The sequence below is a fragment of the Blastopirellula sp. SH421 genome (assembly GCF_057808535.1).
The window spans coordinates 3,005,833-3,032,682 of the sequence record NZ_CM173712.1 but is presented as its reverse complement, the minus strand read 5'-3'; the positions used below and the strand labels follow the sequence as shown (position 1 = coordinate 3,032,682).

Genomic DNA, 26,850 nt, shown 5'->3' with positions numbered 1-26,850 from the left:
ATGTCGTAATGAGAATCAGCGCCAGTAGTACCCTCGTGTTTCGCATCATTCCGTTGTGCGTACAGTCTCAATCCTTGAGAGCTGCGGCTCGTTCGCGTAAGAAGCCGTGGAATCATACCGATCGCAGTAAGACGACGACAGGGCGATTCGCCAGCATTTTTCTCGACATCAAGTTGACGCAGAGAAAAGGAAAGACCGCCAAGGTCGACTGCGATATGTAAGCAATCGACCAGGCGGTCTGCATGGATTTACCAGAACTACCGGGCGACACGTAAGCTGTGGAACCCTCCCAGATTAACAATGTGCCCGCTAGCAGTTATTTGGTGATCGGCTTGATCCGGATGTTGCGGAACGCAACTTTGGTTCCATGACCTAAAAAGCCCACGTGACCCGACTTATTCAGCAGCCCCGGGTGCTTGCTGCCATCCAGGGTTCCGTCCTTGGACGCTTCTTTGATGTCTGCGTCGACGATCACTTCACCGTTGAGAGTGATTTTGATTTGATTGCCGTCGGCGATCACCTCTTGAACGTTCCACTCGCCGGTCGGCTTCAGGAAACCGCGTTTGGCCGGGACCACGCCGTAGACCGAACCATGCGCTTGGTACGGCTTGATGTTTTTGTAGACGTCGGCTTCGGTGTCCAACACTTGCAGTTCGATGCCGTTGTAGGCCGAGTTGCCTTCGATCGGCGAACGAATCGCTACGCCGTTGTTGGCGCCTGGTTCTAGCTTGAATTCAAAACGCAGGACGAAGTTATCGAACTCTTTGTCGTAGTAAAGGTTGCCACCTTTCTTTGGATTGCAAACGATCGCCCCTTCTTCGACATCATAACCGTCGGTCGCGCCGACCCAGCCATCCAGGCTTTTGCCATCAAAGAGAGTGGTGAAACCTTCTTCAGCGGCATGCAGCGTCGAGATGCCGCTCAACGCGCCAATTAGGGTGAGAACAAGCAACGGCAAATTACGTTTCATCAGGCGGGTCCTTCACAGGAGAGAGAGATCAGGGGGAATGTGGCGTTTACGCTTCCGTATTTGAAAATAGCCCCCCAACACACGGCTGACTATACTCAAACCCAAATTTTCGCCGTTCGTGCCAACCAACAGCAATTTGGCGCGAATAGACGCGCAGAAATCGAATATTTTCTTGCCGAAAGCGATATTCGAGACCATCCAAGCTCGCGCCTTTTGAGGTTGCGCTATTTAGCAGGTTCGTAAGAAATAGAACGCGGAGGACACGGATAAATCACGGATTTACACGGCAAGAGGGGAGACTTGCAATTTCCCATCCCGTCAAATTTGTTTCCTAACCAAGACAATTTGAAAATGGCTGCTTAACGCATATGCAGCTATTTCTGACCGTGAAACTCCGTGATTTATCCGTGTCCTCCGTGTTCCATTCTTTCTTTGTCCTTAGATATCGCAATTTCAAAACGCGCGCCTTGGCCTACAATTTCTCGCTTTCTGCAAAGCGTCCATGTTCGAGATAACAGCAGACATCTTGGGCCACATCGCGGCGTAGCAGCAGCGCGGTGTGCATCGTGGGATAAATCCGGCAGTCCGCGTAGCCTTCTAGTTTGGCCGATTGTTGTGACACCAAATGATCGTGCGCTGCGACGATCACGCCAAATTCAAAATCAGGCGGCGCCAATTGATTCACATAACTGCCGAGAACATCCGACATTTGACCCACCGCACGGCAACGCATCAGACCCAGCAGTCCGCCCCAAAATCGCCCGGCGTACAATCCATGATGCGGACTCGCCAGAAAGACGACGCGGCCGAGATGCTGAGGGCGATAGATTTGCAAGGCCCGTCGCGTGACGAGGCCTCCCATGCTGTGGGCGACGATATGCAGACGTTCGACGTCTTCTTCTTCATCGATTTGGCGCAAGACCTGAGCAAATTTTTGGGCGTACGCTTCAATATCGCCGATCAGCGTGACATAACCATAGACGCGGGTGGCGAAGCCTGCGGCCTGAATCTGCCGCTCCAGCCGTTTCATCCATAAGCTGGACGACGCAAACCCATGAATGAGCAATACCTTTTCTCTACGTTGTGACATCGCCGAATCGATCATCGCTGGTCTTCCTTCTGACGTGACAAATCACATCCTCCCAGATTATGGCCGATTTGCTCGGCTGTTATAATCCGTATTTCCGATAACCGCGGTGGTCCTCAGCAGATTTCGTTCTGCGCAGGCTATTCGCCCCTCAAGCCGCAATCTTGCGGCTTTCACTACCCACCCCCCAAAACTTGCAGATCTTCATGGAACGTCTCGAAATATCCTGCCCAGACTGCCGCTGGCATCTTGTCTGCGATCATCTGGCGATGGTTCGTCAGTTGACGAAGCTGGGGATGTTCCGCCGCGAAGAAGAGCCTGACCCAAATTTGGTGGTCGAACTTTTTCGCCGCAGCGCCGGTAAATTGTCGTGCGGCGATTGCAGCCGCATCGGCCTGAAAGTGGATCTTCCCCGCGATGACGAAGAAGAATGGGATCAACGCCGCGTTTGCCAAGTTTGTCGCAAACCGATTCCGCTGGAACGGCTCGAGGTGTTCCCCAACGCCGATACCTGCGTCGGCTGTCGCGAAAAATTGGATAACGCCGACGATCATGCAACGCCCGACTATTGCCCCAAGTGCGGCGAGATCATGTCCCTTTCCACCAGCCGCGGCGGCGGCATGACTCGATATCGAATGCGGTGTCCCCGCTGCAAATAATCTGTTCGCTGACTGCTCGTTACGCATTTTTGTTCTGAGGCAACTTGCTCTACTGCCGCAACTGCGGATGGGGAGTCCGTTGATTACAGACGCGGGAATTGCCGCGCTGGCGGACAACCAGTCGCTAAGATTTTTGCATATTCTGCAAACGCCGCTGACAGACGCAGCACTGGAGCATATTGCGGAAATCGATTCGCTCGAGTTTTTTTACCTCCGATCAAACCAACATCACCGAAGACGGCCTGGCGAATTTGATCGAACAGCGACCGCAATTACACATCCACTTCGACGACGTCCATCTGCCGGGCCAGGAGCATTAATATTACAGGCAAGAAAAGGGGATGTGAGTCTTAGTTCGGGGCCACGGGATGTCGCAATCCTTTGGGCTCAGAAAACGGCCCAGCGGAGAGGCCTGGGCTATACCCATGGTCCTTGCGGTCACCCTCGAAAATCGAGGATACGAAAAAATTCCCCCGTCCCCTTTCGTTCCCGAGCGACTGGAACCAACCGTTCCCGAAGGTAAGGAAGATAAGGATCGCCGTACGATGTTTCCGAAAGCTGCGGTTTCCGATCTCCTGCGCCAGATCGAGATACCCCGGCATAACCAAGAGGACGATCTAGCCGCAGGCATCGGCAGCGTCGAACTGCCCCATGCCCTTGAGCGTAAATCTCCACAGGCGGCCTTCGATTTTCGCTGGAAGTACGTTATTCCCGCCGCTGGATTGAGCGTTGATCCTCGCAGTCGTATTCGTCGGCGTCATCATCTGCACGAATCCACCATCTCGAAGGCAATATCCGCAGCGGCCCGTTGAGCGCAGATCACGAAACGAGTGACGGCTCATCCACTGCGTCACTCGTTCGCAACCCATCGGATCAACGCGGGCGATGACATCCGCACGGTACAGGAACTCCTTGGTCACAGTGACGTTAGGACGACGATGATTTATAATCATGTTTTGAACCAGGAAGGCCGCGGAGTCCGCAGCCCGGCTGATTTCGACAGCCTGGATTCCGAATAACGTGCGCACGTTATTCGGAAAGGTTTTGAATGAACACTAGTTCTGTAGTAAAGAAGTTAATTCCCACAGACTTGGACTTTGATATCGAAATGGCTCGCAAGCGGGATCAAAAATCCAACGACGATCAGATCATCGTTTCAAGCGCCGGGGTCGAAGCCGCTTTTCGAACGGTGGTCTTGAAGATCAGTTGTCCTTACTGTGGTGAACGATTTACTGAAGGGGCAGTCGACTGGGGTAATGCAAGGTTAGAGGGTCTCGTCGACGCGATGAAAGAAATGCAAGCACAAGAACGCGATGGGCCGTACAAGATTAAATGTGAATGGTGCGACCAGCGTTCATTCATCGACTACTTTGCGGCGACGGCTTTGAAAGCAACAGAGGATTGATGACGCCGAACGATTGAGAACAACGACCGTAACGCTAGAATAACAACAGAACCAATCCATGCACACGTAGCACTCGAAAACGCGGTTAAGCAGTGGTTGCCTTACACCTCGTGCCCTGTGATGGCCGCCGTTCTGTCACTAAGGAGCCATCCACATTGACCCGCGTCATTTTATTTGCAGCGACGCTCTTGTCCCTCGTCGGGTGCAGTTCTAAGTCTTCCGACACGACATCTGACGCAACAGAGGATTCAGCAATGGCGAACATTGACCTCGCTGACGAAACGTTTAAGAGAATTTTGAAAAAGCACGGTGACAACGTTGATCCGTCAAAGATACCAAAGCCGCAGCAAACCGTGATACTTGTCTATCATTCACACGGCATACTCGGAAACGGCGGCTTTCAGTATCTCTTCGAGGGTGACTTTCCTGGCGATCCCGAATTCCTACTTACTCGGCAAGCTTATAAAGCGATTGGTGCGTCAGACGCGTCGGCCGCTTTCGAAAAAGCGTTTGCAGTCTTTCCGAATTCAACACCGCCGGCAGATATTGATCGGCGGCTCAAAATGTGGCAATCGAAATACAACTTACTCGATTCCATGAAGGACAAGAGTTCGCCGGATTCAATGTACTTTGCCGCGATGGACGGCGTGATGGAGAAACTCAACACATATATCAAGGCCAACAAAACAGACCTTTCGTCGTTGCCCGAATAGGTGACAGAACAAAAAAATGCACCGGCGGGTTGGCACTGACGAACAGGCATCTTTTCGCGTGGCACTGGCCCTTTTCAGCCAGTGTCTTCACTCCGAGAGCGACGGGTGGTCGTCGATGAATTGGAAGATAAATCAACCACGCGGAAGAGTCAAAGAATAGAAGCCGGAGTCGCTCTGTTGCTTCTGAGTTGTGCGGTGGTAGAAAGAGGGAACACTGGCTTTGGCCAGTGGCGCCCGAAAAATTAGACTTCCGACTGTGCCACCCAACGCTGGTAACGATTTCAATTTAGCATCATCTTCGCAGCCGCTATTTGTTCAGGCGTGGCGTTGATGATTGTCGGGCTTCCGCATGGTTTCGGTTTCTTTTTGCGGGGATAATTGCGGCTTTTCTTGCTGCTTGTGCGACCGCTTTCGTCGGCCTTTTGGCACTTGTGCAGGTTTAATCGCACCGCCTGACATAGGCCCAGGGCGGTTTGCTGCAGCGCCGTTGCAAAGGCGTCCATCACTTGCATCGGGCTCAGTTGTTGCAGCGGCTGGCGATGTCGCTTGGACTGAAGCTTGGCGATAAATAGCGACGCCCAGACGCCGAGCAGCGTCCAAGTCAATTCGGTCTTCACATGCGTCGGCGTTCGACAGAGTCCTTTCGCTTTTCCGCAGTTTTGCTTGACCGTGCGAAAGAAAACTTCGATGCCCCAGCGCGCCTGGTAGATCTCTTGAATCTGGCGATTCGTAAGCTCCATTTCATTGGTCAACAACCATACCTCGCCGCGTGAGCTTTTCAGATGAACCAGCCGCAACAACAACGGCGGTTGGTTCTTTTTCTGGGAGCTTTCCGGCCAGTAATGAACCAGCTCGCCGCGGCGTTTCAGTTGCGGATCGAGCTGTTTTAGCAACTTAATGTTCGAACCGATACGAACGACAAACGACCGTCCCGATTGCAAGATCGCCGACCAGAACGGATAGCCGGTGTAATGCGCGTCTCCCACGATCCGCGCATCCGCCGGCAACTCTTCCAGCATGGCGAGCGCTTCCTTGCGTTCAACGCCGTTGGAAGGCGTCTGCCGCCACGTGATCGGCATGCCTGAGCCAATGTGCCAAAAGAGCGTAACCAGCACTTGAACCGTACTCGCCTTCGAAGCGTCAGCCTCTTTCTTATATTGCTTTGGCTTCGCCGTTTCATCGTGATCGGCGGAGAAGGCCTGCTGATTGGCCGCGGTGCGCGGCGCGGCGAACTTCGTTCCATCCACGGCGTAAGTTGGTTTTCCGGCGGTCGTCCAACATCCTCTCCACTGCCGAAGTTGCTGCTGAATATGCTCGCTAACCTGCGAACTAGTCGCGTCTCCGCAGGTCGCCAACGCCTGACACAAACCTTGGCGCGAGAGCACGTCACAATCGGGATAGAGACTGCGCACCGCGCCGCAGGCCTCCTCGACGCGCTGACTCAAAGTGCGTTTGGACGACCATCCCCAGGCGGCGACGGCGACTGCCGCTAGCGTGAAAGAGTCGACGACCGCATTGCCGTGCCGAGGCGTTTGAAGCGCAGCCGGCGGCAACAAAAATTCCAATACGGCTTTCAAATTATCGAGCGATTTGCGAACATCCATGCTGTCTTGATGCGACATTCCAAGATTCCTTCTTGGGGGTATGCGACGTTTGGCGACGAAGCATTGAAGGCCCCAGGGCCTTCCGCATCAAGACGTTTTTTTGGGCTGACGGGAAATCGTTACCAGCGTTGTGTGCCACCCAGCCGTTCCGTCGGCAAAGCGTCACACCGGGCATCCAAGCATTCGTCCAACTGGTCTTGACCAACATGCACGCGTACGCCCCGACGGTCCTGCTAACAATCAGCTTGTTTTTGTGTGGCCAAGTTACCGCACAGGAAACGGAAACGGGGAATCTGCTTGCTTCGCTGATGGCCGGCAGTGCACAAGATATCGCCGCCGCAATATCGTCGTTACCCAACGACACACTCGCGCAGCCAGAGATTGCTCGGCAACTTACGCTCCTTTTGAATGATGAGCGAACTGTGGTCGAACATTTGATGGGTCGCGAAACGGTGAGTGAACGAGCTTGGTTTAAATTGCTTGACTTACCTCCGGCGGCAGCCTCGTCCATTTTGAAGGAGATGCCCAAGCTAGAGACAGACCGTACGCGAGCAAAAGCACTCGAAGCTATCTCTCGAATTGGCAATCCGGATCGTCGTGCATACGAAATGATCCTGCCATTCTGTGCCAACGACGATGTGTACCTGCGTTCGCGAGCAATTTCGGCATTGGACGCCGTGGCAGATGACAACGAAGAATCCGTGCTGAAGTTTGGAAAACTACTACAGGACCCAGATCCAATGGTGAAATGGACTGTTCTGGACGCACTGGACAAACGGTTTAAGCGTATTGACCCTGCCATACCCGAAGTCATCAAACTGCTCGACGATGATTCTGATGTTTACATCGCAGTCTCACGAGATTTCATGTTGCCCGAGAAGTTACGGGCGCGCGCGGCTCGTCTTCTGGCAAAGATCGGTCCGGATGCCTCGGACGCAATACCGAAATTGAAAACTCTAGTCGGGCCAGATCACAACAAAAACGTGCGGATTTGGTCAGCCACTGCTATTTGCAAGATATCGGAATCGCCCCCACCGGAAGCGATGGACTTGTTGGGGCAGCTATTGCTCGACGACATGGATCGCGAATTCGTCCAAAATGATGCCACAGAGGCGATTGCACAACTTGGTCCTCCTGCGGGCCGACTCATTGATTCACTGGAACGTGCAAAGAATCACGCCTCTGCACAGATACGTTGGGGGCTGGTAGATGCATTTTTTGCGATTGACCCCGATTCCGCAGTCTCGCGTTCCCTCCCTTTGCTGGAAGACGAGGATGAATTGGTGGTGGAAGTCGTGATCGAAGCATTTAGCTCACGTAGAATCTCGGAACCACGAGTGATTGCTGCTTATGCTAGCGCGTTACGCAGCCACGATGGGCTTTTTGATCAACCAGCGAGTGCCGCGGTAGATGCCCTCGCGAAACTTGGTTCCGATGCGACCGCTGCCGTCCCGGCTCTTCAATCGCTTGCACAAGATCCAGATATATCAGGTACACTGAAAGCGGATGTCGACGCTGCCTTGGAGAGTATCCGTTAGCCGTCAATTCGAACACGGAAGACGACGGAACCAAGCAATGCACCCGAGTCGCGAAGTCGGGCGTTTTGGCAATGGAAAATCTCTCGTCGCGACCGGGTGATTTTAGACGTTATCGCAGCGAAGACGATCGCCTTTTGATCGGAAACCCCACCATGTTGCGTCTTCAATCGATGCAGGACTTCCATGATGTTAGGACTATCGATGAAGTTCGTGACCTGATCGCACAGCTGGCCGATGAAGATGGAGCTGGCGCGTTCTGGTTGCACCGTGATGGCACGTGCGAACTTGCGCTATTTCTCAACGGCTCACTTGCAGCGGTCTACCGGAGCACAGACGGAGCATGGTCCCACACGCCGGGTGAATCGGATGACGAGTATTCTCAGTTCAAGCTGGAGAATGGCCAGATCGACGATTTTCCGTTGTCGCAGTGCGTTGCGGCGTCGGACGGGATCGCTGCGTTTCTTGAAACAGCGGACGCCGGCGAGCTGTCCCCTCGGATCGTCTGGGACTGACCGCCTCAAATGTTTGTAGTGACGAAGATTTGCGATAACAATGGGTTGGACGCGGAGGCCTCGAAAGCGTCTTTTTAAAATGGTTGATCTTTCGCTCGGCCCCGGTCAACCCTGCCGTTCGTCAAGAAATGAGTGATACAAGACTCGATAGCGGTGGGTATGAACTGGGCGTGTTTCGTCGGGAGACTGGCAAGCTCGTCATAGCTTTGCCTGTATCGTCTTCGTTTGTAACATCCTCTTTTGAGTTCGAGATTTCTGAGAATATTGCTGATGCATTGATTAATGACCCCGATTTGAGAACACGCTTAGACAAGAAGCTCCACTCGATGCTTCAGGGGAGAATTACACGAGGTTGTCAAGGAGCGACGGATGAAGAGTGCCTCAAGGTGATCCATGAGATGGTCGCGTAACCTATATGTTTTTCGTGCCCCATGAACCCAATCAAAAAAAACGGCGAACAAGACGCTCCATCCAACGGCGGGGCTGGGTGGCACTGTCCAACGGTGTTTTTCTTCACCAGGTTGGCACTAACGAACAGGCATCTTTTCACGTGCCACTCAACGCTGGTAACGATTTCCCGTCAGCCCAAAAAAACGTCTTGATGCGGAAGGCCCTGGGGCCTTCAATGCTTCGTCGCCAAACGTCGCATACCCCCAAGAAGGAATCTTGGAATGTCGCATCAAGACAGCATGGATGTTCGCAAATCGCTCGATAATTTGAAAGCCGTATTGGAATTTTTGTTGCCGCCGGCTGCGCTTCAAACGCCTCGGCACGGCAATGCGGTCGTCGACTCTTTCACGCTAGCGGCAGTCGCCGTCGCCACCTGGGGATGGTCGTCCAAACGCACTTTGAGTCAGCGCGTCGAGGAGGCCTGCGGCGCGGTGCGCAGCCTCTATCCCGATTGTGACGTGCTCTCGCGCCAAGGTTTGTGTCAGGCGTTGGCGACCTGCGGAGACGCGACTAGTTCGCAGGTTAGCGAGCATATTCAGCAGCAACTTCGGCAGTGGAGAGGATGTTGGACGACCGCCGGAAAACCAACTTACGCCGTGGATGGAACGAAGTTCGCCGCGCCGCGCACCGCGGCCAATCAGCAGGCCTTCTCCGCCGATCACGATGAAACGGCGAAGCCAAAGCAATATAAGAAAGAGGCTGACGCTTCGAAGGCGAGTACGGTTCAAGTGCTGGTTACGCTCTTTTGGCACATTGGCTCAGGCATGCCGATCACGTGGCGGCAGACGCCTTCCAACGGCGTTGAACGCAAGGAAGCGCTCGCCATGCTGGAAGAGTTGCCGGCGGATGCGCGGATCGTGGGAGACGCGCATTACACCGGCTATCCGTTCTGGTCGGCGATCTTGCAATCGGGACGGTCGTTTGTCGTTCGTATCGGTTCGAACATTAAGTTGCTAAAACAGCTCGATCCGCAACTGAAACGCCGCGGCGAGCTGGTTCATTACTGGCCGGAAAGCTCCCAGAAAAAGAACCAACCGCCGTTGTTGTTGCGGCTGGTTCATCTGAAAAGCTCACGCGGCGAGGTATGGTTGTTGACCAATGAAATGGAGCTGACAAATCGTCAGATTCAAGAGATCTACCAGGCGCGCTGGGGCATCGAAGTCTTCTTTCGCACGGTCAAGCAAAACTGCGGAAAAGCGAAAGGACTCTGTCGAACGCCGACGCATGTGAAGACCGAATTGACTTGGACGCTGCTCGGCGTCTGGGCGTCGCTATTTATCGCCAAGCTTCAGTCCAAGCGACATCGCCAGCCGCTGCAACAACTGAGCCCGATGCAAGTGATGGATGCCTTTGCAAAGGCGCTGCAGCAAACGGCCCTGGGCCTATGTCAGGCGGTGCAATTGAACCTGCACAAGTGCCAAAAGGCCGACGAAAGCGGTCGCACAAGCAGCAAGAAAAGCCGCAATTATCCCCGCAAAAAGAAACCGAAACCATGCGGAAGCCCGACAATCATCAACGCCACGCCTGAACAAATAGCGGCTGCGAAGATGATGCTAAATTGAAATCGTTACCGGCGTTGCGTGGCACTGGCCCTTTTCAGCCAGTGTCTTCTCTTCCCTTCTGCTGACTTGCACCCAGCACCAGCCGAGCACGTCGATTCTATTCTTTGACTCTCTCCCATCGCTACTCTATTTTGATGCTCAGCGATCGAAGCGGCGATCGACTACCTTCATGAGAATCCAGTTCGTCGCGGGCTCTGCCGACGAGCGATCGATTGGAAGTGGTCGTGTGCCCGTTTCTACCTAGAAGGAATCGTCGATCCGCGTCTGCCGAAACAATCGCCTCCGCTGCTGGAACTGTTTGAGAACGTTGGGGTAAAATACCGTACTTGGAGTTAGGCAGTGGCTGATAATGGCCAGTTGCACCCTGATCAAGACGAAGTTCGCCATCGCCACCCCGCAAAATGATTAACGAACGAAACGCGATCGAGATAAGCAGACGATATGCCGAATCACAAGGCTGGTCATTAGAGCGGCTATTGAAGGTACGGCACTTTTCAGCGGAGCATTTGGAAATGGCTCTGAGTTCACCTCGCTCCTATGGCGAATTTCTAGTTGCCTTTTGCGATGGAGATGGACAAATTATCCATCTCGTCGTCAAGGATCATGACGGCACAGTGTTTAGAATGGAAGACTTGTAGTCATAGCCCCAGGTCTGCGTCGCCTTCGGCGGACTGACCCCAGGCAAGTTTAGGCCGGTCCTCCAGGCCTAGCAAACTGACGTTCGCGCATGTTTTTCTCGCCGAGTTCCCCCGGATTCATCCACGGCTTTGCCGTGTTCCAATCGTCTTTTGGTTGACGTTCTCCATTCAACTATACTAGCGCGGTTACTTTCTTCGCTCTCAGGTCTGCCATCATGCAATGCTTTCGCTCATTCGCCGGCGTGCTGCTTACGTTGGTAGCGATGATTTCGCTACTGCCGACGTCGGCCCAGTGCGACGAAAAATTCAAAGTTCGCGAGCCGTTCTTCGGCATTCAAATCGTCGACGCAACGTGTCACGGCATTCCGCTTGTCGAACTGAAAACGACGAGCGGCGTTTCTTATTGGACCGACTCCAACGGTTGGGCGGCGATCGCTGAACCGGGGTTGATGGGGCGAGAGACTTATTTTCATGTCGCTAGTCCCGGTTATGAATTGACCGCGGATGGCTTCGGATTTCACGGGCTTCGCGTGACTCCCGAACCAGGCGTTGCGGTGACGCTGTTGCTTCCGCGCACGAATATCGCTGATCGCCTTGTACGCCTGACAGGCGAAGGGATCTATCGCGATAGTGAACTGCTGGGTCTGCCGCTGCCGGCCGACATGAAAAACTTGAACGCCGGCGTGACCGGGCAAGACTCCGTTCAAGTCGTTCCATACCAGGGAAAACTCTTCTGGCTATGGGGCGACACCAACATCGCGAGTTACCCGCTCGGCAATTTTCAAACCACCTGCGCCACCTCGCCGCTGCCGGTCGATGGCAAACCTTCACCAGAGCGCGGCGTACCGTTTGAGTACTTCACGCAAGAAAACGGCCAGCTTCGTCACATGGCGCCGCTCGACGGTCCTGGCGCCGTTTGGCTATTTGGTTTGTTCAACTTGGAAGCGGAAGACGGCAGCGAGAAGATGTTCGCCCATTTCACGCGTCACAAATCGCTTTCGGAAGTGGTCGAGCACGGCGTGATGCAGTTTGACGACGAAGCTGGCGTCTTTAAGAAGGTCGCCAACTTTGATCTCGCCGAACTTTGGCGCGGCCCCCGCGGCAACGCGTTCCAAGCGCAGGACGAAACAGACGGCAAGCAATATGTCTACTTCACCGATCCATTCGCCTACTCGCGCGTCGAAGCCAAGGAAGCGAGCATCCTCGATCCTCACGCGTATGAGTCGTTTGTCTTTGATCGACAAGCCAAGAAATACGTCTGGAAACGCGATGTGCAGCCAACTCGGCAGCAGGAAGAGCGGAAACTGGTCGATTCGGGCCAAATGCCGGCCGCTGCCGCACATTATCGTGTGGCCGACGTGGAGAGTGGTCAACCAGTCACGCTTCACGGCGGGTCGATCGCCTGGAACGATTATCGCCAGAAGTGGGTGATGATCGGCAATCAGGCAGGCGACAAGGACGCGCCGTCCTATCTGGGAGAGGTTTGGTACGCCGAAGCCGACTCACCCACCGGCCCCTGGTACGACGCGATCAAAATCGCGACCCATCCCAACTATTCGTTCTACAACCCGCGGCAACATCCGTTCTATGCGACCGACGGCGGCCGCGTGATCTATTTTGAAGGCACCTACACCGCAACCTTCTCCGCCGCCAAAACGCCGACGCCCCGGTATGACTACAATCAGCTGCTTTATCGGTTGGATCTGAGCGACGCCAAGCTAAAACCGGCGCAAAAATAGCCATATTCCCGCAGTAACGCCGCCGCGACTTGCTTCATCAGAGAGGGAAACGCTGAACGTTTCCTTCCTTTTCTCTGGGGATCAAGATATGTCGCAATCGCCGTTGATGCAGCCGATGTCGCTGGGGAACATTCCGCTTAAAAACCGCGTCGTGATGGCGCCGTTGACCCGCGCCAGGGCCGGCAAAGATCGCGTTCCAACGGCGATGATGGCCGAATATTACACGCAGCGGGCCTCGGCCGGTTTGATCATTTCAGAAGCGACGGTGATCTCTGAGCAAGCGATCGGCTGGATCAATACGCCGGGCATCTATAACGACCAACAGGTCGCAGGCTGGGCCCAAGTGGTCGACTCGGTGCATCAGGCCGGGGGGAAGATGTTCCTGCAGCTCTGGCACATGGGGCGGTCTTCGCACAGTAGCTTTCATAACGGCGAGCCGCCGGTTTCGGCCTCGGCGATCAAGATCTCGGACGGGGAAGCTCATACCTATCAAGGAAAACTGCCGTATGAGACGCCGCGGGCACTGACAACCGAAGAAGTGGTCGCGGTGGTCGCCGATTATCGCGCGGCGGCGGTCAACGCCCAGGCAGCCGGTTTTGATGGCGTCGAGATTCACGCCGCCAACGGTTATCTGATCGATCAATTTCTGCAATCGAAAACCAACCACCGCAGCGATCAGTACGGCGGCTCGGTCGAGAACCGCACTCGCTTCCTACGCGAAGTGGTCGCAGCGGTGACCGAAGTATGGGAGCCATCACGCGTCGGCGTCCGGTTATCTCCTAACGGCGTTTATAACGACATGGGCTCGCCAGACTTCCATGAGCAGTTCACCTACGCTGCTCAGCAACTCTCGCCGTTTGGACTGGCTTATCTGCATGTGGTCGACGGTCTGGGGTTTGGATTTCATGAAAAGGGAGCACCGATGACGCTGGCCGAGTTTCGCCAAGTCTTTGGCGGCCCGCTGATGGGCAATTGCGGCTACGACCAAGCAGCAGCGGAAGCGGCCATCGAAACAGGAGACGCCGACCTGATTGCCTTTGGGCGACCATTCATCAGTAATCCGGACCTGGCGGAGCGATTCGCGCACCAATGGCCGCTGGCGCCCATCGCCGACACCAAGCAGTGGTATGGCTCGGGTCCCGACGCCGCCGGCTATACCGACTTTCCGAGCTTCGCGGTAGCGTCCGCAGCGCGTTAAGTTTGTGTTTGGAAATCACCAAAACGCTGGCAACGCTAGCAATTCAAATCCTTGAACTTACGACGATCTCCGATGACGCTACTCACTGGCGCGTCGTATGTTAGGAAAAGGTGAAGAGATTGTGGTTGACGCAAAGTGCTACCACGATATATTGGGCCTCCGGCTGATAAATTGATGTTGTCAGGACACACGACTTGGCGATGTTTAAATTTATTAGCCACAGCATCTTGTGCTTTGGCGGAAGCCTTGGCACAATATCCTGTGGGCAATGAATGCTGCCCTCGACATCAAAACGCTGGCGTCGCTAGCGTTTTGGGCCGTAAAACTCCGCTCGATTGGGGGGATACGGATTAGGAGTCTGGCAGTCCTCTCTGGAGGACCTCGCGTCAAGGAAGACGGTGCGTTATTACGCGCGCTTCTATTTTGAATGCGGCGCCAATCCCTATCCGTTGTTCATGGGTACGAACTTTGATGTTCGACCATGAGATCCTCGAAATACGCATCGGAGGCACCACTCATGAAATCTCAATCTCGCGCCTTATCCGGCCGTCAGCCGGTTCAGGAAGAACCCCTCGAAGGAGTCGATGTCATGACGACTGTCACCTCCCCCGCCGTCGCCCTGGAAGTTCGTAAACGGGACGGCCGCATCATTACGTTCGACGTCGCTCGCATTCACTATGCGATCGGCAAGGCTTTCCGCGCCGAAATCGGCATTGCGGATGGCCAGGAACTAGAAAATTCGCTCGAAGCGCAAGTCAAAAGCATTTCGGAAGCGGTGATCGATCAAATCGAAAGCCGCCCGTTCAGCCGTGACGGGATCGATGTCGAGTCGATCCAGGACGCTGTCGAAATCCAACTGATGCGTCATGGCCACTTCTCGGTCGCGCGCCGCTACATCCTGTACAGAGAAGAGCATGCCAAGTTGCGTGCTTTGCGTGCCGCGGACAGCGACGGCAATCTGATCCCGCCGCGGATCAACGTCAAGCAAGAAGATGGCACGAAAGAACCGTTTGACGCGACTCGTCTGCGTCGTCGGGTTTACTCGGCAGTTCGCGGCCTAGAGCAAAACTGCTCGGCCGAAGAACTGGTCGAAGAGACCTATCGTTCGCTCTACGACGGCATTACGCCGCAAGAGATCTATCGAGCGATGATTCTCGCTTCCCGCTCGCGGATCGAACGTGACCCCGACTACGACAAGGTCGCCGCCCGCTTGATGCTGATGGTGATCTACAACGAAGCGATCGGTCGTCTCCATCCCAAAGAAGATATCGCCGAAGTCACACGTCGCGAGTTCAGCACTTACATTTCGACCGGGATCGAAGCAGGTCGTCTGGCCGAACGTCTGCGCGACTATGACCTAGATCGGATCTCGGCCGCATTGCGTCCCGAACGTGACGCCGCGTTCCCCTACTTGGGTCTGCAGACGATCTATGATCGTTACCTGCTGCACATCGACGGTCGCCGCATCGAAACTCCCCAGTACTTCTGGATGCGAGTGGCGATGGGTCTGGCCTGGAACGAAGCGGACAAAGAAGCTCGCGCGATCGAGTTCTACAACATCCTCTCGACGTTCCGCTTCACCTCGGCCACGCCGACGCTGTTCAACTCGGGCACGCTGCACCCGCAGCTCAGCTCGTGCTACCTAAGCACGGTGGATGACGACCTAGAGCACATCTTTAAGGTGGTCTCTGACAACGCGATGCTATCGAAATGGGCCGGCGGATTGGGCAACGACTGGACCAACATCCGGGCGACCAACGCGCACATCAAGGGAACCAACGGCCAAAGCCAGGGCGTGATTCCGTTCCTAAAGGTCGTCAACGACACCGCGATCGCCGTCAATCAAGGTGGCAAACGCAAGGGCGCCGTCTGCTCGTACCTAGAATCGTGGCACTTGGACGTCGAAGAATTCCTCGACCTCCGCAAGAATACCGGAGATGATCGCCGTCGTACGCATGATATGCACACGGCCAACTGGATTCCGGACTTGTTCATGAAACGAGTGCGTGAAAACGCCGAGTGGACCTTGTTCAGCCCCGATGAGACCCCTGACTTGCACGACCTGTGCGGCTCGGCCTTCCAAGCTCGTTACGAGGAGTACGAGAAGCTGGCCGACGAAGGCAAAATGCGTCTGTTCCGTCGCGTGTCGGCCAGCGACCTGTGGCGGAAGATGCTAACTCGATTGTTCGAGACGGGTCACCCGTGGATCACCTGGAAAGATCCGTCGAACGTTCGTTCGCCGCAGGATCATGTCGGCGTCGTGCATAGCAGCAATCTCTGCACCGAGATTCTACTGAACACGTCGAAAGACGAAATCGCCGTCTGCAATCTGGGCAGCATCAACCTGGTCGCCCACATCAAGAATGGCGAGCTCGATCTCGACAAACTGCGTGAAACGGTCACCACCGCAGCTCGCATGCTCGATAACGTGATCGACATCAACTACTATCCGACTCCGGAAGCGAAGACCTCGAACGGACGTCATCGTCCGGTCGGCATGGGCTTGATGGGTTTCCAAGACGCGTTGTCGGCGCTCGGCGTCAGCTACGCCAGCCAGGAAGCGGTCGAGTTTGCCGATCGCAGCATGGAAGCAATTTCGTACTTTGCAATCCTCGCCTCGTCGCAATTGGCGGCCGAACGCGGCACGTACGAAACGTACGCCGGATCGAAGTGGGATCGCGGCATTTTGCCGATCGACTCGCTTGACATCCTGGAACAAGAACGCGGTCTGCCGATCGAAGTCGATCGCAGCTCGACCTTGGATTGGCAAGTTGTTCGTGACTCGGTTCGTGAACATGGCATGCGTAACAGCAACGTCATGGCGATCGCACCGACGGCGACGATCTCGACCATCGTCGGCGTTTCGCAATCGATCGAACCGACCTACAAGAACTTGTTCGTCAAGAGCAACCTGTCCGGCGAGTTCCCGCAACTCAACCTGCGAATGGTCCAAGACCTGAAGGCGCACGGCTTGTGGGACAGCGACATGGTCGAAGCGATCAAGTACTACGACGGCGAACTGACCGAAATCGATCGCATTCCGGATGACCTGAAACTGCGTTATCTGACCGCGTTCGAGGTCGACAGCAAGTGGTTGATCGAGTGCGGCGCCCGACGCCAAAAATGGATCGACATGGGTCAGTCACTCAACTTGTACATGGCCCAACCAAGCGGCCGCAAGTTGCACGACATGTACATGTTGGCCTGGAATGTCGGTCTCAAGACGACTTACTACCTGCGAACGCTCAGTGCGACCCAGGTCGAAAAGTCGACGATCGACGTCAATCGTTTTGGCATTCAGCCCCGCTGGATGAAGAACGCCAGCGCGTCGGCCGATATCCGCGTCGATCGCGGCGAAGTCGCCGAAATCCTAGACGAATTGCCGCCGGAACAACCGAAGGCCTGCAATCTGGACGGCGACTGCGAATCTTGCCAGTAGATCGGTCGATGCGGAAGAAAACATGCGGCTCGGGCGATTGAATCGCCCTGGCCGCGTCGCAAAATTATTCCTCTAATCTTTATCAGCAGCTAATCGCAAGGGAGCGATACGATGACCATTCCCAGCATTGAAAACCAACTCGAAACCGGTGACGGCCAACGAGTCCGGGCCAACGACAAACGCCTGGTCAACTGCTCGCAGGTCGACGTCAATCAATTGATGCCGCTGAAATACAATTGGGCTTGGGAGCACTACATTAACGGGTGCGCCAACCATTGGATGCCGACCGAAGTGCCGATGACCAAAGACATCGAAACTTGGCGCAGCGACAAGCTGACAGACGATGAGCGTCTGGTCATCATGCGTAACCTGGGCTTCTTTTCGACCGCCGAAAGCCTGGTTGGCAACAACCTGGTGTTGGCGATCTTCAAGCATGTCACCAACGCTGAATGCCGTCAGTACTTGCTGCGTCAAGCGTTTGAAGAAGCGGTTCACTCGCACACCTTCCTGTACGTGGTCGAAAGTCTCGGCTTGAACGAAGGGGAAATCTTCAACATGTATCACGAGGTCCCGGCGATCACTCGCAAGGATCAGTTTGAGATGCGGTTGACGGCCGAAGTCCTGAGCCCCGATTTCAGCACCGATACCTACGAGGGTCTCCAGGCGTTCCTGAAGAACCTGATCGGCTACTACATCATCATGGAAGGGATCTTCTTCTACACAGGGTTTGTGATGGTGCTGTCGTTCCATCGCCGGAACTTGATGACCGGCATCGGCGAACAGTTCCAGTACATCCTGCGTGACGAGACGGTCCACCTGAACTTTGGCATCGATCTGATCAACGGCATCAAAGCCGAAAATCCCGATCTGTGGACAGCAGAGTTCCAAGCCGAGATCATCGATCTGATCAAACAAGCGGTCGAGCTAGAAATCGAATACGCCGGCGACTGCCTACCGAACGGCATCCTCGGACTGAACCGCGACCTGTTCCGCGACTATGTCCACTACGTCGCCGATCGCCGCGTCGAACGTATTGGTCTACCAAAGCAGTTTGACTCCAAGACCAACCCGTTCCCTTGGATGAGCGAAACCATGGACCTGGCGAAGGAAAAGAACTTCTTCGAAACCCGGGTCACCGAGTATCAAAGCTCCGGGGCGCTGAACTGGGACTAACCTCCGTTCGGCAGCACAAGAAACAGCAGAGGCTGGTCCAGTGGGGACCAGCCTTTTTTTGTACACTCGAGAAAACCGCAATCCTATTCCCAGGCGAGAGCTAAAGCCTCGTTTTACGCTTACACCTCGGCCAGCGTCCCCGTGCTATTGGCAAACGAGTCGGCCTCTACCCCCAATCGCTGCAACATGGTGACAAACAAATTCCCCAGCGGCTGATCTTCTTTGGTCGCTTCGATCTGCCAAGGTTCGCGTCCCCCCAACCAAGCGCCCCCGGCAGGCTGCGCCGGGCCGTAGTTCAGATACTGACCATGCTGGAAGCCCATGTTCTTGCCGCCGGTCAGGATTAGCGGATAGTTGCGCGACAGATGGAAGGCGCTTGACGCCGATCCGAATAGCAACAGCGTATTATCAAGCATATTGCCGGGGCCGTCCGGCTCAGGCGTCGCTTTTAGCTTGGCGGCGAAGCGGCCATATTCTTCGCTGATAAACTGGCAGTAGGTGCCAAATCTTTCCCAACCGCCTGGTTCTTTGGTGTCGTGCGTCAATTGATGCGTCAGATTGAATCCGACCGCTCGCGCTAGATAGTCGCTGGCGCCGATGCCGTTTTCTCGCCCCAGTTGATAGGTCGCGACACGGGTCGAATCGGTCTTGAACGCCAGATAGATCAGTTCAAACATCGTCTGCAAGTAAACGCGGGGATCCTCCGGCGTGATATCAAGCTGCAAATGATCAACACCCACTTGCGGCAGCGGAATATTGACCCAACGCTTTGCTTTCTCGACTTTGATCTCGGTCTCGCGCACCGACTGCAAGTATTCATCCAGCGTCTGCTGATCATGGGCCGAAAGCATCTGACGCAGCGAGCGGGCGTCGATCAACAGTTCGTCAAGCGTGCTTTGCGATAGCGCAAGCCGCCGCGCCGCATCGGCGTCGTTTTTGACAAACAACATATCGAAGATCCGCTTTGGCTTGTGCTCGGCAGGAATCGCCCGACCGCTGCGGTTAAAAGAGATCGTATGCGCGCCGCGCGGAGTGCCGGTTCCGCCATCGGTCGAGAGAACCAGCGACGAGAATCGGGTCTGGTCTCCCACATGCGCCGCAAACTCTTGATCAAGCGAGATCGAATTGGCGTAGTCGCCTGACTGCCCTGTCGCTGCCCCGGTCAAAAACTGATCAGCATTTGCATGACCATGGATACTACGCGCCGCCGGATGCGAAAAGCCGGCCAAGACGGTTAAGTCATCGCGCAGCGGCGCGAGCGGCTCCAAACATTTGGTGAAGGTAAAATCCTTACCGCTGCCATGCGGAAACCAGGCCCAGTCTTGGTGCGCCGGATCATCGTTGAGCGGCATCGGCACGCCGTCAGGCATGTAAAAGCAGGCCAAGCGTTTCCGGTCGCTCGGCTGTTTGGCGACAGCGCCAGACAGGTGCGAGAACGACTCTAACCAGGGAAGCGCCAAGGCGAATCCAGCGCCACGCAAAAAGCGCCGCCGATCAAGAGATGCAATCTTTTGAATCATTACCGGGTCTCCTTGTCTGGTGGGTTGGCTGCAGTCACTGCATTCGCCTGAAACAGATCGCTGGTGACGATCAACGTGATCATCGTCGCGAGTCCGTCTCCTTGCTTCCGTACATCGGCCGTAATCTGATCAAGACTCGCATGATCGCCAAAAGTCAGCGCTCGCCCCAAGGCGTAGGTCGTCAACTTGTGAACCATTGCGCGGACAAATTGATCCTGTCGACTTTCAAGTAGATACCGCTTCAACCCATCCACGCCGTCAAGACGCTGATTGTTGAAGAGTACGCTCGACGCATCGACCGGTTGTCCTTGAACTTCGGTTCGCCAACTGCCGATGGCGTCAAAGTTTTCAAACGCGATCCCCCACGGATCAATCTTGGCGTGACACGATTTGCATGCTGGTTGATCGCGATGGTTTTCGATTCGCTGCTTTAACGTCAACTTGGCGATCTCTGGATCGGCAAGATCGATCACCGGCACCGCGGCCGGCGGTGGTGGCGGAGGATCGTTCAACATACTTTCCAGTAACCAGATTCCCCGCTTCAGCGGATGCGAATCTTTGCCGTCCGAGTTCATCGCCAACAAACCGGCTTGCGTCAACAATCCGCCGCGGCGGTCCTGTGGTTGAAGATCAACTTTGCGAAATTCATTTCCCGAGACCCCTTTCAGCCCATAGTGCAGCGCAAGTCGTTCGTTCACCCAGGTGTAATCGGCGTGGATAAAATCCAAGACGCTCTGATTTTCGCGCAGCACCGCGTCAAACAAGGCGATCGGCTCTGCTTGCATCGCCTCTTTCAGCGGGGGGTTAAATCGCGGATACGCTTTTTTGTCAACTTGCAGATAATCGAGCAATTGCAGATCCAACCACTGACGAACGTACTGCTGCGAGAAGCGGCGCGAACGGGGATCGTCCAACATCCGCTTCACCTGTTCGGCCAATACTTTGGGGCTCCTAAGTTCGCCCTGGGCAGCCAGCGCTAACAGCTGATCGTCAGGCGTACTACACCACAGGAACATCGACAGCCGCGTCGCCAGTTGGTAGTCGGCCGTTAGTTCGGCCGCACTCTGATCGTCTGCATTCTGAACATCTGCCAGGGAGCGATGATCGGACTGCACGAGGAACAAAAACTGTGGCGACGCAAGAACCGTCGCCAACACTTCTACCATCGCCGTCTGAAAATCGTCACACTGGGGGCGAATCTTGGCGAACAACGCCAGCTTTTGATCGACCTCGGCAGTCGACACGCTGCGTCGCCAGGCGCGCGGCATAAACCGCGTCAAGATTTCTTTCGCATAGGGCGATTCGTCACGCGAATTCTCGCTTTCCAGAAAAATGCGCGAGTGGGATTCGGGCGGCCATTGCTCGTAAACCGGCGCCGTCACTTCGACATAGTCGATTTGGATCTCGCCCGCCGAAACCGAAGCGTTCACCAACTTCAGGTACTCGGACGGACTGGGCAGATCTCCCATCTTAGAGATGTGACGGACCGAATTACGCGGATAAACCTCACTGAGAGGAACTTCCCACTGATAGAATTTTGGTTCATCCGGCCCCGCATCAATCGCAAGATCGCCGCCGCCGATAGGGACCGACGCCTGAGAGTCGTTACTGGCCTGCCAACCAAATTCGAGCCGTAGACTTGGTATGTATGATGCTGCGGCCGAAGTTCGAGACGCTCGGACGCGCACACGCATGGCGCCTTCATCCGGTATGGTGTCGCCAAGCTCGACGATCAGTTTTTGACCGCGCGGGAGAATCGCGACCACCTCTGAAGTGGCTGGAACCTCTGGTCGGGTAGCGGTCGGTTTCCAAGCGTAGCGGGCGCCGGGATAACTCCAATTGATGTCGGCAGTTTCCCCGGTCTGCAAATTTTTGTAGTGATCGGCTTGCGAGCTTGCTTGAAACTTTGCCGTCAACTGCGCTAGTTCTTGCTTTAGCTTTTCTGGATCCTCTTTGTGCTGCGTGCGAAGCTTGTTGCGCTGCGCTGCTTGACTAGCCCACTCTTGGACGGCTGCCGCCTGCATCGAGACGCCCCAATAAGAAGCTGCCGGCTGCTCGCCTGAGACGGTGGCGCGCTGCAGCGCGCTGCGCGCCAGATCTCGAAAATACCCGAACTGAATTGCCGACATCCCCAGCATTTCAGAACTGTTTTGAAAACCATCTTCGGAAGTTGCCTCTGGCGGTAAGTCGCGGGCAAAATCATACGGCAAACCCAAGAGATCTTGCAGCGCATAGCTGAATTCGTAGCGAGTCAGACGACGAAACGAAGAATGCTCCTGAGTCGCGCGGCGGACCGTCGATGCGGTTTGTATCTCGTTCGAGAGCCAATCCACCAGTTTGGCCCGATCGCTATCGGCGAGTTCCCCTTCGCCCGGCGGCGGCATCTCTCCCTTGCTCAATGCAGCGCGAACTTCCAACCACCAAGCGGTATCAGCGCCGTTTAAAAGATCGGGATTCAACGTATCGATCCGGACATTTCCCTCTTGGGCGTCCGGACCATGACAATCCACGCATGCCTTGGTGAGAATCGGACCGATCTCGCGGCGAAACGTTTCAAGTTGCGGCTGCGGGACTTCGGCGCCAGGCGAACGCGTCGCTTGATTTTGATAGCTTGTGCGAAGAGCGCCAGCAGCTTTCAACTCGGCGAAAGTCGGCTGCGCCGCAGGCAGTTTCAAGCTGCTTGCCTCTTGAGCACTTGCCATTTGCCCCACAGCCTTGCCAGCGATGGCAAAGAGCAGCGCAAGTAGGCAAACGAGGGACCGATATTGGCTTGATTCGATCATCCAGCTTCTCGGGTAGGACGCGTGAGCAACTCAGCTGGGGCGCCAAGGAGTGCAAGAGTTGCTCAGGAGGGGGGGAACCGCTATTGTATACCAAGTTCAGCGTAAGATACACGCGGATTTTTCTACCGTCGGTGCGAAACGCAGCTGCGAATAGCAAGAGATGACAAAGCGGCATCATCTCGATATTACTTTTCAATCCGCCCAGGGGATTCGCATGGGCGCCGCCCCAATTTTTGCTGGATCGGCGACGCATCCTTGGTAGACTAAGCTCGCCGCGTCACCCACGGCAGCCAGCCCAATCCCATCCGCGGGAGCAGCCAACTGCACTCCGCAGATCCAGGTCAGCGAAGCCCCCCTCGTTGTTTCAAGCTGTATTCATCGACCGACCCATTCGCCGTGCGCTGCTCGTGCTCTCAAGCCGCGGCTGCACGGTTCGCGGTCATTGTCAGGATTCGAGAGATGATCGATCGAGATGGGGACGCAACGCAGCCAAGTTTGGTGCAACGTGCGGCAGGCGAAGAATCGCCGCGCGACATCGCGGCCCAGTTTGCACCATCTGGTAATCGTCCCACCGTGATCCGCTACCGCGTGATCGCCTGGCTGACGGCGGCGGCGGCCTTGGCGTATGTCTGCCGAAATTCGATCGGCATCGCCGAGAGCCAGATTCGCGAAGACCTGGGTCTGACATTAATTCAGTCGGGTCATATCATGGGTGCGTTCTTCTGGAGCTACGCCTTAATGCAAGTTCCGACCGGCGCGTTCTCGCATCGCTTCGGCACGCGATTGGCGCTCACCATTTTTGCGATCGCGTGGTCGATCACCACCCTGGCGACAGGGCTCTCGCCGGGATTTTGGTTACTGATCACGGCCCAACTATTGATGGGGGTCGCCCAGGCGGGAATCTTTCCGGCGTCGACCAATACGATCAACTATTGGATGCCGATGTCGCAACGCTCGGTTGGCTGTGGAGTACTATCGGGCGGAATGCAGGTAGGCGCGATCATCGCTAGCCTTGTTACGGGATACTTGTTGAGCGTGATGAGCTGGCGCTGGAGCTTTGTGCTAATTTCCATCCCAGGCATCTTGTGGGCGCTCACGTTTTACTGGCGGTTTCGCGATCGGCCCGAGCTGTCGCCAGAAACGAATGCAGCCGAGCGAACGTTGATTCAGGGACACCGAACGCGTCAGCAAATCGCCGCCGCCGAAAATGACACCGGCCCCACCGACTGGATCGCGGTGCTGCGTCACCAGGGACTTTGGCTGATTTACGGGCAGCAAATCTGCCGCGCGGCAGGCTACATGTTCTTTGTCAGTTGGTTCCCCACTTTTCTGCAACAGACCCGCGGCGTATCAATCCAAGAATCAGGCTACCTGCAAGGCGTCGTCCTCGTCGGAGCATTGCTGGGCAGTCTGTTGGGCGGGATCCTCACCGATTGGATCTGGCGAAGGACCGGCAGCTTGTGGCTTAGTCGCAGCGGCGTAGGAGCGACTGCGCTTGGCCTGTGCTCGGTTTTAATTCTGTGCAGTTGGTATGTTGAAAACATTAATGTGGCGATCGGACTGTTAGCGTTCGGCGTATTGTTTGCGCAGTTGGCCAGTCCTGCAATGTTCGCCGCGGTGATCGACATCAGCGGTTCACGCGGCGCACAAGTTTTAGGCGCCGTCAACATGACCGGCAACCTGGCCGTGGCTGCTTGTCCCATTTTGGTCGGCATTCTGTTTGATCAAACGGCAAACTGGAATTTGGTGCTGATCCTTTTTGCTGGGCTGTATCTCATCGGCGCCATCTGCTGGGCGCTGGTCGATTCGCGTAACGGAATTTTTGACACGACGGACCAGCAAACAAACGCCGCGCTAGTCCTAAAATCGGTACACGCAGCAACGGCCGACGAATAGCAAAGTCGTCACTCTTTTGGCGGAGAAATCGAAGTCAGCGAAACGTCATCCAAGATCGGACCGCACATCGTTTCGGTCAGACTCTGAAATTTCAAGCGGCCAACATCGCCGCTCGCTTGCACTTTGTATTTGTGATAGCACCAGTTCACGTGTCCAAAGTCGTCTCCGGCGACGTCAAACTGCAGTTCATCGAGCAGGACGCCATCAAAAAAGACTCGCAGCTTTTTGATGGTTGGCTGATCGTCCGGCTCTGGGTTGCCGGTCGCGGCGAAGCGTAACAAATACCAAGCGCCTTGTTCGGTTCGCACATCTTGATAGATCGTCCCGGGCGCGGCATGCGCGCCGCTGAGGTCGAGCGATTGTTTTCCTTTACGCGCCTCCCAATAGCTACCGACAAGGTCGACCGTTCCGCTTTCGATCATCCAGCCTGTCGGCATCACCCCCTGAGTTGAAAAAACTTGGTAAGGGGACCTGATCGCTGGCTCTTCAAAGCTGCCGCCGATTACTTCTCCCACTTTACCAAGCGAAGCAACAGGGACGATGGCCGCCGAAGAGGCTAATTCATCGCTGGCGAATGATTTTGCAGTCGAGTCTGGTTGAGCCCAGGCCAATGAAACAAGCTTGCCCAAGATCAGAACGGTGAGAAATGTGCGAAACATGGTCGTCCTTTAGTCAGAAATTGAAGAACTCCTCCTACTGAAGACGATGCCCAGCGACACAGCGTTTCGAAGCCGCCGAACACTTTACGAGGAACGCAAACTAGTACCGCCGCACCAGCAAAAAGGTGCCGCCGATCACCAGCGACATCCCGCCGATCATCAGCGGCGTGATCGTTTCGCCCAAGAAGATTGCTCCCCACAGCACGCCAAAGACCGGCACCACATAAGTGACCGAGAGCGCTTTGGTAGGACCGCAATCGGCCAGCAATTGGTAATACAGCACAAAGCCAACCGCACTGCAAAGCAGCGCTAGGGTGATGGTGCAGGCGATCACCAGCGGCGTGATCAATGCCGGCGTTGGATGGTAGAACGCCAGGCCGGGAAGCAAGATCGTGCCGGCGATCAACTGCGCAGCGCTGGCGACGCCCATCGGTTTTAAACGTCCCGTATGGGTTTTGATATAGACGCCGGCTGCCGAATAGCAAACCGCCGCCGTCAGACAGGCGCAGATGCCGCCCAATAGTTCCCATGATGGCTCGACCGGTCCTAGTCCGGCGATGACTCCGACGCCCAACAAGCCAAGCAGCGCCCCGACGATCATCATCCAGGTCGGCCGCTCGTGAAAAACGAAGGCGCTCCAGATGACTCCAAAGATTGGTGTCGTCGCGTTGATCACGGCTGAGTATCCAGCCGGAATATAGAGGGCCGCAAAGCCGAACATCGTAAACGGGATCGCCGCATTCAGCAGGGCGATCACCGTATATTGCCGCCAGTTGCGACGCCACTCGATATCAAGACCCCGGGCAGTAAAGAAGCTCACCAATACGATCCCGGCGATCAGCAAACGGCTAGAAGCCAAACCAAACGGCCCCAATGCCGGCGCCATCACGCGCATCAGCAAAAACGACGCGCCCCAAATGGCGGCCAAAACCGTGAGCTTGACGTAATCAGTCGGTCGCATGCAGCAAGATTTCAGGTTGTAAAGGTTGCTTTCCCAGCAGACGCACAATCCAGCGAGAAAGTTCGCGTCCTGAGGGAGGAAGCGTATCAACCTAGCAGAAACCGCCCTGGACAACAGGAACGTTGACTCACAAACAGGGGCCAGCGGCAGCGGCCTGGCGACAACAGCCTCTTCAATTCCTAGACACCCGTTTTTGTCGCACGAACGGAAGAGTTCAAACGGTAGAAAACGTAGAAACGCCCGCTTTAGGGCGATCATCGTGCAAGATCCGTCAGCGTGAATCCGTACGGATTTAACGCAACAACGATCTGCACAACCACGGTGGTATTTGCAAGTGATCCATT

General features: G+C 55.4%; 21 protein-coding genes. 14 read left to right on the top strand and 7 right to left on the bottom strand.

Annotation, left to right across the window (positions count from 1 at the left end):
- Positions 1-35: 35 nt before the first annotated feature.
- Positions 36-221 carry a hypothetical protein gene (locus tag SH421x_RS12460; protein ID WP_488855987.1) on the top strand — a complete coding sequence of 62 codons (186 nt, stop codon included), beginning with the start codon at positions 36-38 and terminating at the stop codon, positions 219-221.
- A 95-nt stretch (positions 222-316) separates the two neighbouring features.
- On the opposite strand, the gene SH421x_RS12455 is transcribed toward SH421x_RS12460, so the two are convergent.
- Complete coding sequence (locus tag SH421x_RS12455; protein ID WP_488855986.1) at positions 317-970, bottom strand: 3-keto-disaccharide hydrolase; 654 nt, start codon at positions 968-970, stop codon at positions 317-319.
- A 472-nt stretch (positions 971-1,442) separates the two neighbouring features.
- Positions 1,443-2,075: an esterase/lipase family protein gene (locus tag SH421x_RS12450; protein WP_488855985.1), complete on the bottom strand. Its 633-nt coding sequence runs from the start codon at positions 2,073-2,075 to the stop codon at positions 1,443-1,445.
- A 188-nt stretch (positions 2,076-2,263) separates the two neighbouring features.
- On the opposite strand from SH421x_RS12450, the gene SH421x_RS12445 reads away from it, so the two are divergent.
- The 5 genes from SH421x_RS12445 to SH421x_RS12425 all read left to right on the top strand — a co-directional run bounded on the left by SH421x_RS12445 (position 2,264) and on the right by SH421x_RS12425 (position 4,834).
- On the top strand, positions 2,264-2,716 hold the full coding sequence (locus tag SH421x_RS12445; RefSeq protein ID WP_488855984.1) for a TraR/DksA C4-type zinc finger protein: 453 nt from the start codon (positions 2,264-2,266) through the stop codon (positions 2,714-2,716).
- A gap of 545 nt (positions 2,717-3,261) precedes the next feature.
- Positions 3,262-3,528, top strand: coding sequence for a hypothetical protein (locus tag SH421x_RS12440; RefSeq protein ID WP_488855982.1), 267 nt, complete (start codon positions 3,262-3,264; stop codon positions 3,526-3,528).
- A 6-nt stretch (positions 3,529-3,534) separates the two neighbouring features.
- Positions 3,535-3,735: a tyrosine-type recombinase/integrase gene (locus SH421x_RS12435; RefSeq protein WP_488856433.1), complete on the top strand. Its 201-nt coding sequence runs from the start codon at positions 3,535-3,537 to the stop codon at positions 3,733-3,735.
- A 29-nt stretch (positions 3,736-3,764) separates the two neighbouring features.
- Positions 3,765-4,121: a hypothetical protein gene (locus tag SH421x_RS12430; protein ID WP_488855981.1), complete on the top strand. Its 357-nt coding sequence runs from the start codon at positions 3,765-3,767 to the stop codon at positions 4,119-4,121.
- A 155-nt stretch (positions 4,122-4,276) separates the two neighbouring features.
- Complete coding sequence (locus tag SH421x_RS12425) at positions 4,277-4,834, top strand: DMP19 family protein (RefSeq protein ID WP_488855980.1); 558 nt, start codon at positions 4,277-4,279, stop codon at positions 4,832-4,834.
- 281 nt (positions 4,835-5,115) lie between these two features.
- Here the strand turns inward: SH421x_RS12425 and SH421x_RS12420 are convergent, their stop codons facing one another.
- Positions 5,116-6,456 (bottom strand): IS4 family transposase, encoded by a 1,341-nt coding sequence (locus tag SH421x_RS12420; RefSeq protein ID WP_488855979.1) that lies wholly within the window; start codon positions 6,454-6,456, stop codon positions 5,116-5,118.
- A gap of 110 nt (positions 6,457-6,566) precedes the next feature.
- Here SH421x_RS12420 and SH421x_RS12415 point away from each other — a divergent pair, with 110 nt between their 5' ends.
- The 7 genes from SH421x_RS12415 to SH421x_RS12385 all read left to right on the top strand — a co-directional run bounded on the left by SH421x_RS12415 (position 6,567) and on the right by SH421x_RS12385 (position 18,687).
- Complete coding sequence (locus SH421x_RS12415) at positions 6,567-7,976, top strand: HEAT repeat domain-containing protein (RefSeq protein WP_488855978.1); 1,410 nt, start codon at positions 6,567-6,569, stop codon at positions 7,974-7,976.
- A 152-nt stretch (positions 7,977-8,128) separates the two neighbouring features.
- Entirely contained in the window at positions 8,129-8,488 is a 360-nt protein-coding gene (locus tag SH421x_RS12410; protein ID WP_488855977.1) for a hypothetical protein, read from the top strand.
- Between the two features lie 671 nt (positions 8,489-9,159).
- Entirely contained in the window at positions 9,160-10,500 is a 1,341-nt protein-coding gene (locus SH421x_RS12405) for an IS4 family transposase (RefSeq protein WP_488855952.1), read from the top strand.
- An 853-nt stretch (positions 10,501-11,353) separates the two neighbouring features.
- The gene (locus SH421x_RS12400) at positions 11,354-12,877 is read left to right on the top strand and encodes a glycoside hydrolase family 183 protein (RefSeq protein ID WP_488855976.1); all 1,524 of its coding nucleotides are present in this window, start codon (positions 11,354-11,356) and stop codon (positions 12,875-12,877) included.
- A gap of 88 nt (positions 12,878-12,965) precedes the next feature.
- Positions 12,966-14,075 (top strand): alkene reductase, encoded by a 1,110-nt coding sequence (locus tag SH421x_RS12395; protein WP_488855975.1) that lies wholly within the window; start codon positions 12,966-12,968, stop codon positions 14,073-14,075.
- A 517-nt stretch (positions 14,076-14,592) separates the two neighbouring features.
- Positions 14,593-17,514 carry a ribonucleoside-diphosphate reductase subunit alpha gene (locus tag SH421x_RS12390; protein WP_488855974.1) on the top strand — a complete coding sequence of 974 codons (2,922 nt, stop codon included), beginning with the start codon at positions 14,593-14,595 and terminating at the stop codon, positions 17,512-17,514.
- 111 nt (positions 17,515-17,625) lie between these two features.
- Entirely contained in the window at positions 17,626-18,687 is a 1,062-nt protein-coding gene (locus SH421x_RS12385) for a ribonucleotide-diphosphate reductase subunit beta (RefSeq protein WP_488855973.1), read from the top strand.
- A gap of 119 nt (positions 18,688-18,806) precedes the next feature.
- On the opposite strand, the gene SH421x_RS12380 is transcribed toward SH421x_RS12385, so the two are convergent.
- Positions 18,807-20,207 (bottom strand): DUF1552 domain-containing protein, encoded by a 1,401-nt coding sequence (locus SH421x_RS12380; protein ID WP_488855972.1) that lies wholly within the window; start codon positions 20,205-20,207, stop codon positions 18,807-18,809.
- Positions 20,207-22,909, bottom strand: a complete 2,703-nt coding sequence (locus tag SH421x_RS12375; protein ID WP_488855970.1) for a DUF1592 domain-containing protein — start codon at positions 22,907-22,909, stop codon at positions 20,207-20,209. Before SH421x_RS12375 ends, SH421x_RS12380 begins: the two co-directional genes overlap by 1 nt.
- A gap of 540 nt (positions 22,910-23,449) precedes the next feature.
- Here SH421x_RS12375 and SH421x_RS12370 point away from each other — a divergent pair.
- The gene (locus SH421x_RS12370; RefSeq protein WP_488855969.1) at positions 23,450-24,886 is read left to right on the top strand and encodes an MFS transporter; all 1,437 of its coding nucleotides are present in this window, start codon (positions 23,450-23,452) and stop codon (positions 24,884-24,886) included.
- Positions 24,887-24,894: 8 nt separating this feature from the next.
- Here SH421x_RS12370 and SH421x_RS12365 read toward each other — a convergent pair whose 3' ends face one another.
- Together SH421x_RS12365 and SH421x_RS12360 are read right to left on the bottom strand one after the other, a co-directional pair.
- Positions 24,895-25,545 carry a DUF642 domain-containing protein gene (locus SH421x_RS12365; protein WP_488855968.1) on the bottom strand — a complete coding sequence of 217 codons (651 nt, stop codon included), beginning with the start codon at positions 25,543-25,545 and terminating at the stop codon, positions 24,895-24,897.
- 100 nt (positions 25,546-25,645) lie between these two features.
- Complete coding sequence (locus SH421x_RS12360; protein WP_488855967.1) at positions 25,646-26,506, bottom strand: DMT family transporter; 861 nt, start codon at positions 26,504-26,506, stop codon at positions 25,646-25,648.
- Positions 26,507-26,850: the final 344 nt, after the last annotated feature.

Excerpts from the sequence above, each read along its gene's own strand:
- SH421x_RS12455 (WP_488855986.1), bottom strand. The coding sequence starts at position 970 with ATGAAACGTAATTTGCCGTTGCTTGTTCTCACCCTAATTGGCGCGTTG.
- SH421x_RS12450 (WP_488855985.1), bottom strand. The coding sequence starts at position 2,075 with ATGATCGATTCGGCGATGTCACAACGTAGAGAAAAGGTATTGCTCATT.
- SH421x_RS12445 (WP_488855984.1), top strand. The coding sequence starts at position 2,264 with ATGGAACGTCTCGAAATATCCTGCCCAGACTGCCGCTGGCATCTTGTC.
- SH421x_RS12440 (WP_488855982.1), top strand. The coding sequence starts at position 3,262 with ATGTTTCCGAAAGCTGCGGTTTCCGATCTCCTGCGCCAGATCGAGATA.
- SH421x_RS12430 (WP_488855981.1), top strand. The coding sequence starts at position 3,765 with ATGAACACTAGTTCTGTAGTAAAGAAGTTAATTCCCACAGACTTGGAC.
- SH421x_RS12420 (WP_488855979.1), bottom strand. The coding sequence starts at position 6,456 with ATGTCGCATCAAGACAGCATGGATGTTCGCAAATCGCTCGATAATTTG.
- SH421x_RS12410 (WP_488855977.1), top strand. The coding sequence starts at position 8,129 with ATGTTGCGTCTTCAATCGATGCAGGACTTCCATGATGTTAGGACTATC.
- SH421x_RS12405 (WP_488855952.1), top strand. The coding sequence starts at position 9,160 with ATGTCGCATCAAGACAGCATGGATGTTCGCAAATCGCTCGATAATTTG.
- SH421x_RS12400 (WP_488855976.1), top strand. The coding sequence starts at position 11,354 with ATGCAATGCTTTCGCTCATTCGCCGGCGTGCTGCTTACGTTGGTAGCG.
- SH421x_RS12395 (WP_488855975.1), top strand. The coding sequence starts at position 12,966 with ATGTCGCAATCGCCGTTGATGCAGCCGATGTCGCTGGGGAACATTCCG.
- SH421x_RS12390 (WP_488855974.1), top strand. The coding sequence starts at position 14,593 with ATGAAATCTCAATCTCGCGCCTTATCCGGCCGTCAGCCGGTTCAGGAA.
- SH421x_RS12385 (WP_488855973.1), top strand. The coding sequence starts at position 17,626 with ATGACCATTCCCAGCATTGAAAACCAACTCGAAACCGGTGACGGCCAA.
- SH421x_RS12380 (WP_488855972.1), bottom strand. The coding sequence starts at position 20,207 with ATGATTCAAAAGATTGCATCTCTTGATCGGCGGCGCTTTTTGCGTGGC.
- SH421x_RS12375 (WP_488855970.1), bottom strand. The coding sequence starts at position 22,909 with ATGGCAAGTGCTCAAGAGGCAAGCAGCTTGAAACTGCCTGCGGCGCAG.
- SH421x_RS12370 (WP_488855969.1), top strand. The coding sequence starts at position 23,450 with ATGATCGATCGAGATGGGGACGCAACGCAGCCAAGTTTGGTGCAACGT.
- SH421x_RS12365 (WP_488855968.1), bottom strand. The coding sequence starts at position 25,545 with ATGTTTCGCACATTTCTCACCGTTCTGATCTTGGGCAAGCTTGTTTCA.
- SH421x_RS12360 (WP_488855967.1), bottom strand. The coding sequence starts at position 26,506 with ATGCGACCGACTGATTACGTCAAGCTCACGGTTTTGGCCGCCATTTGG.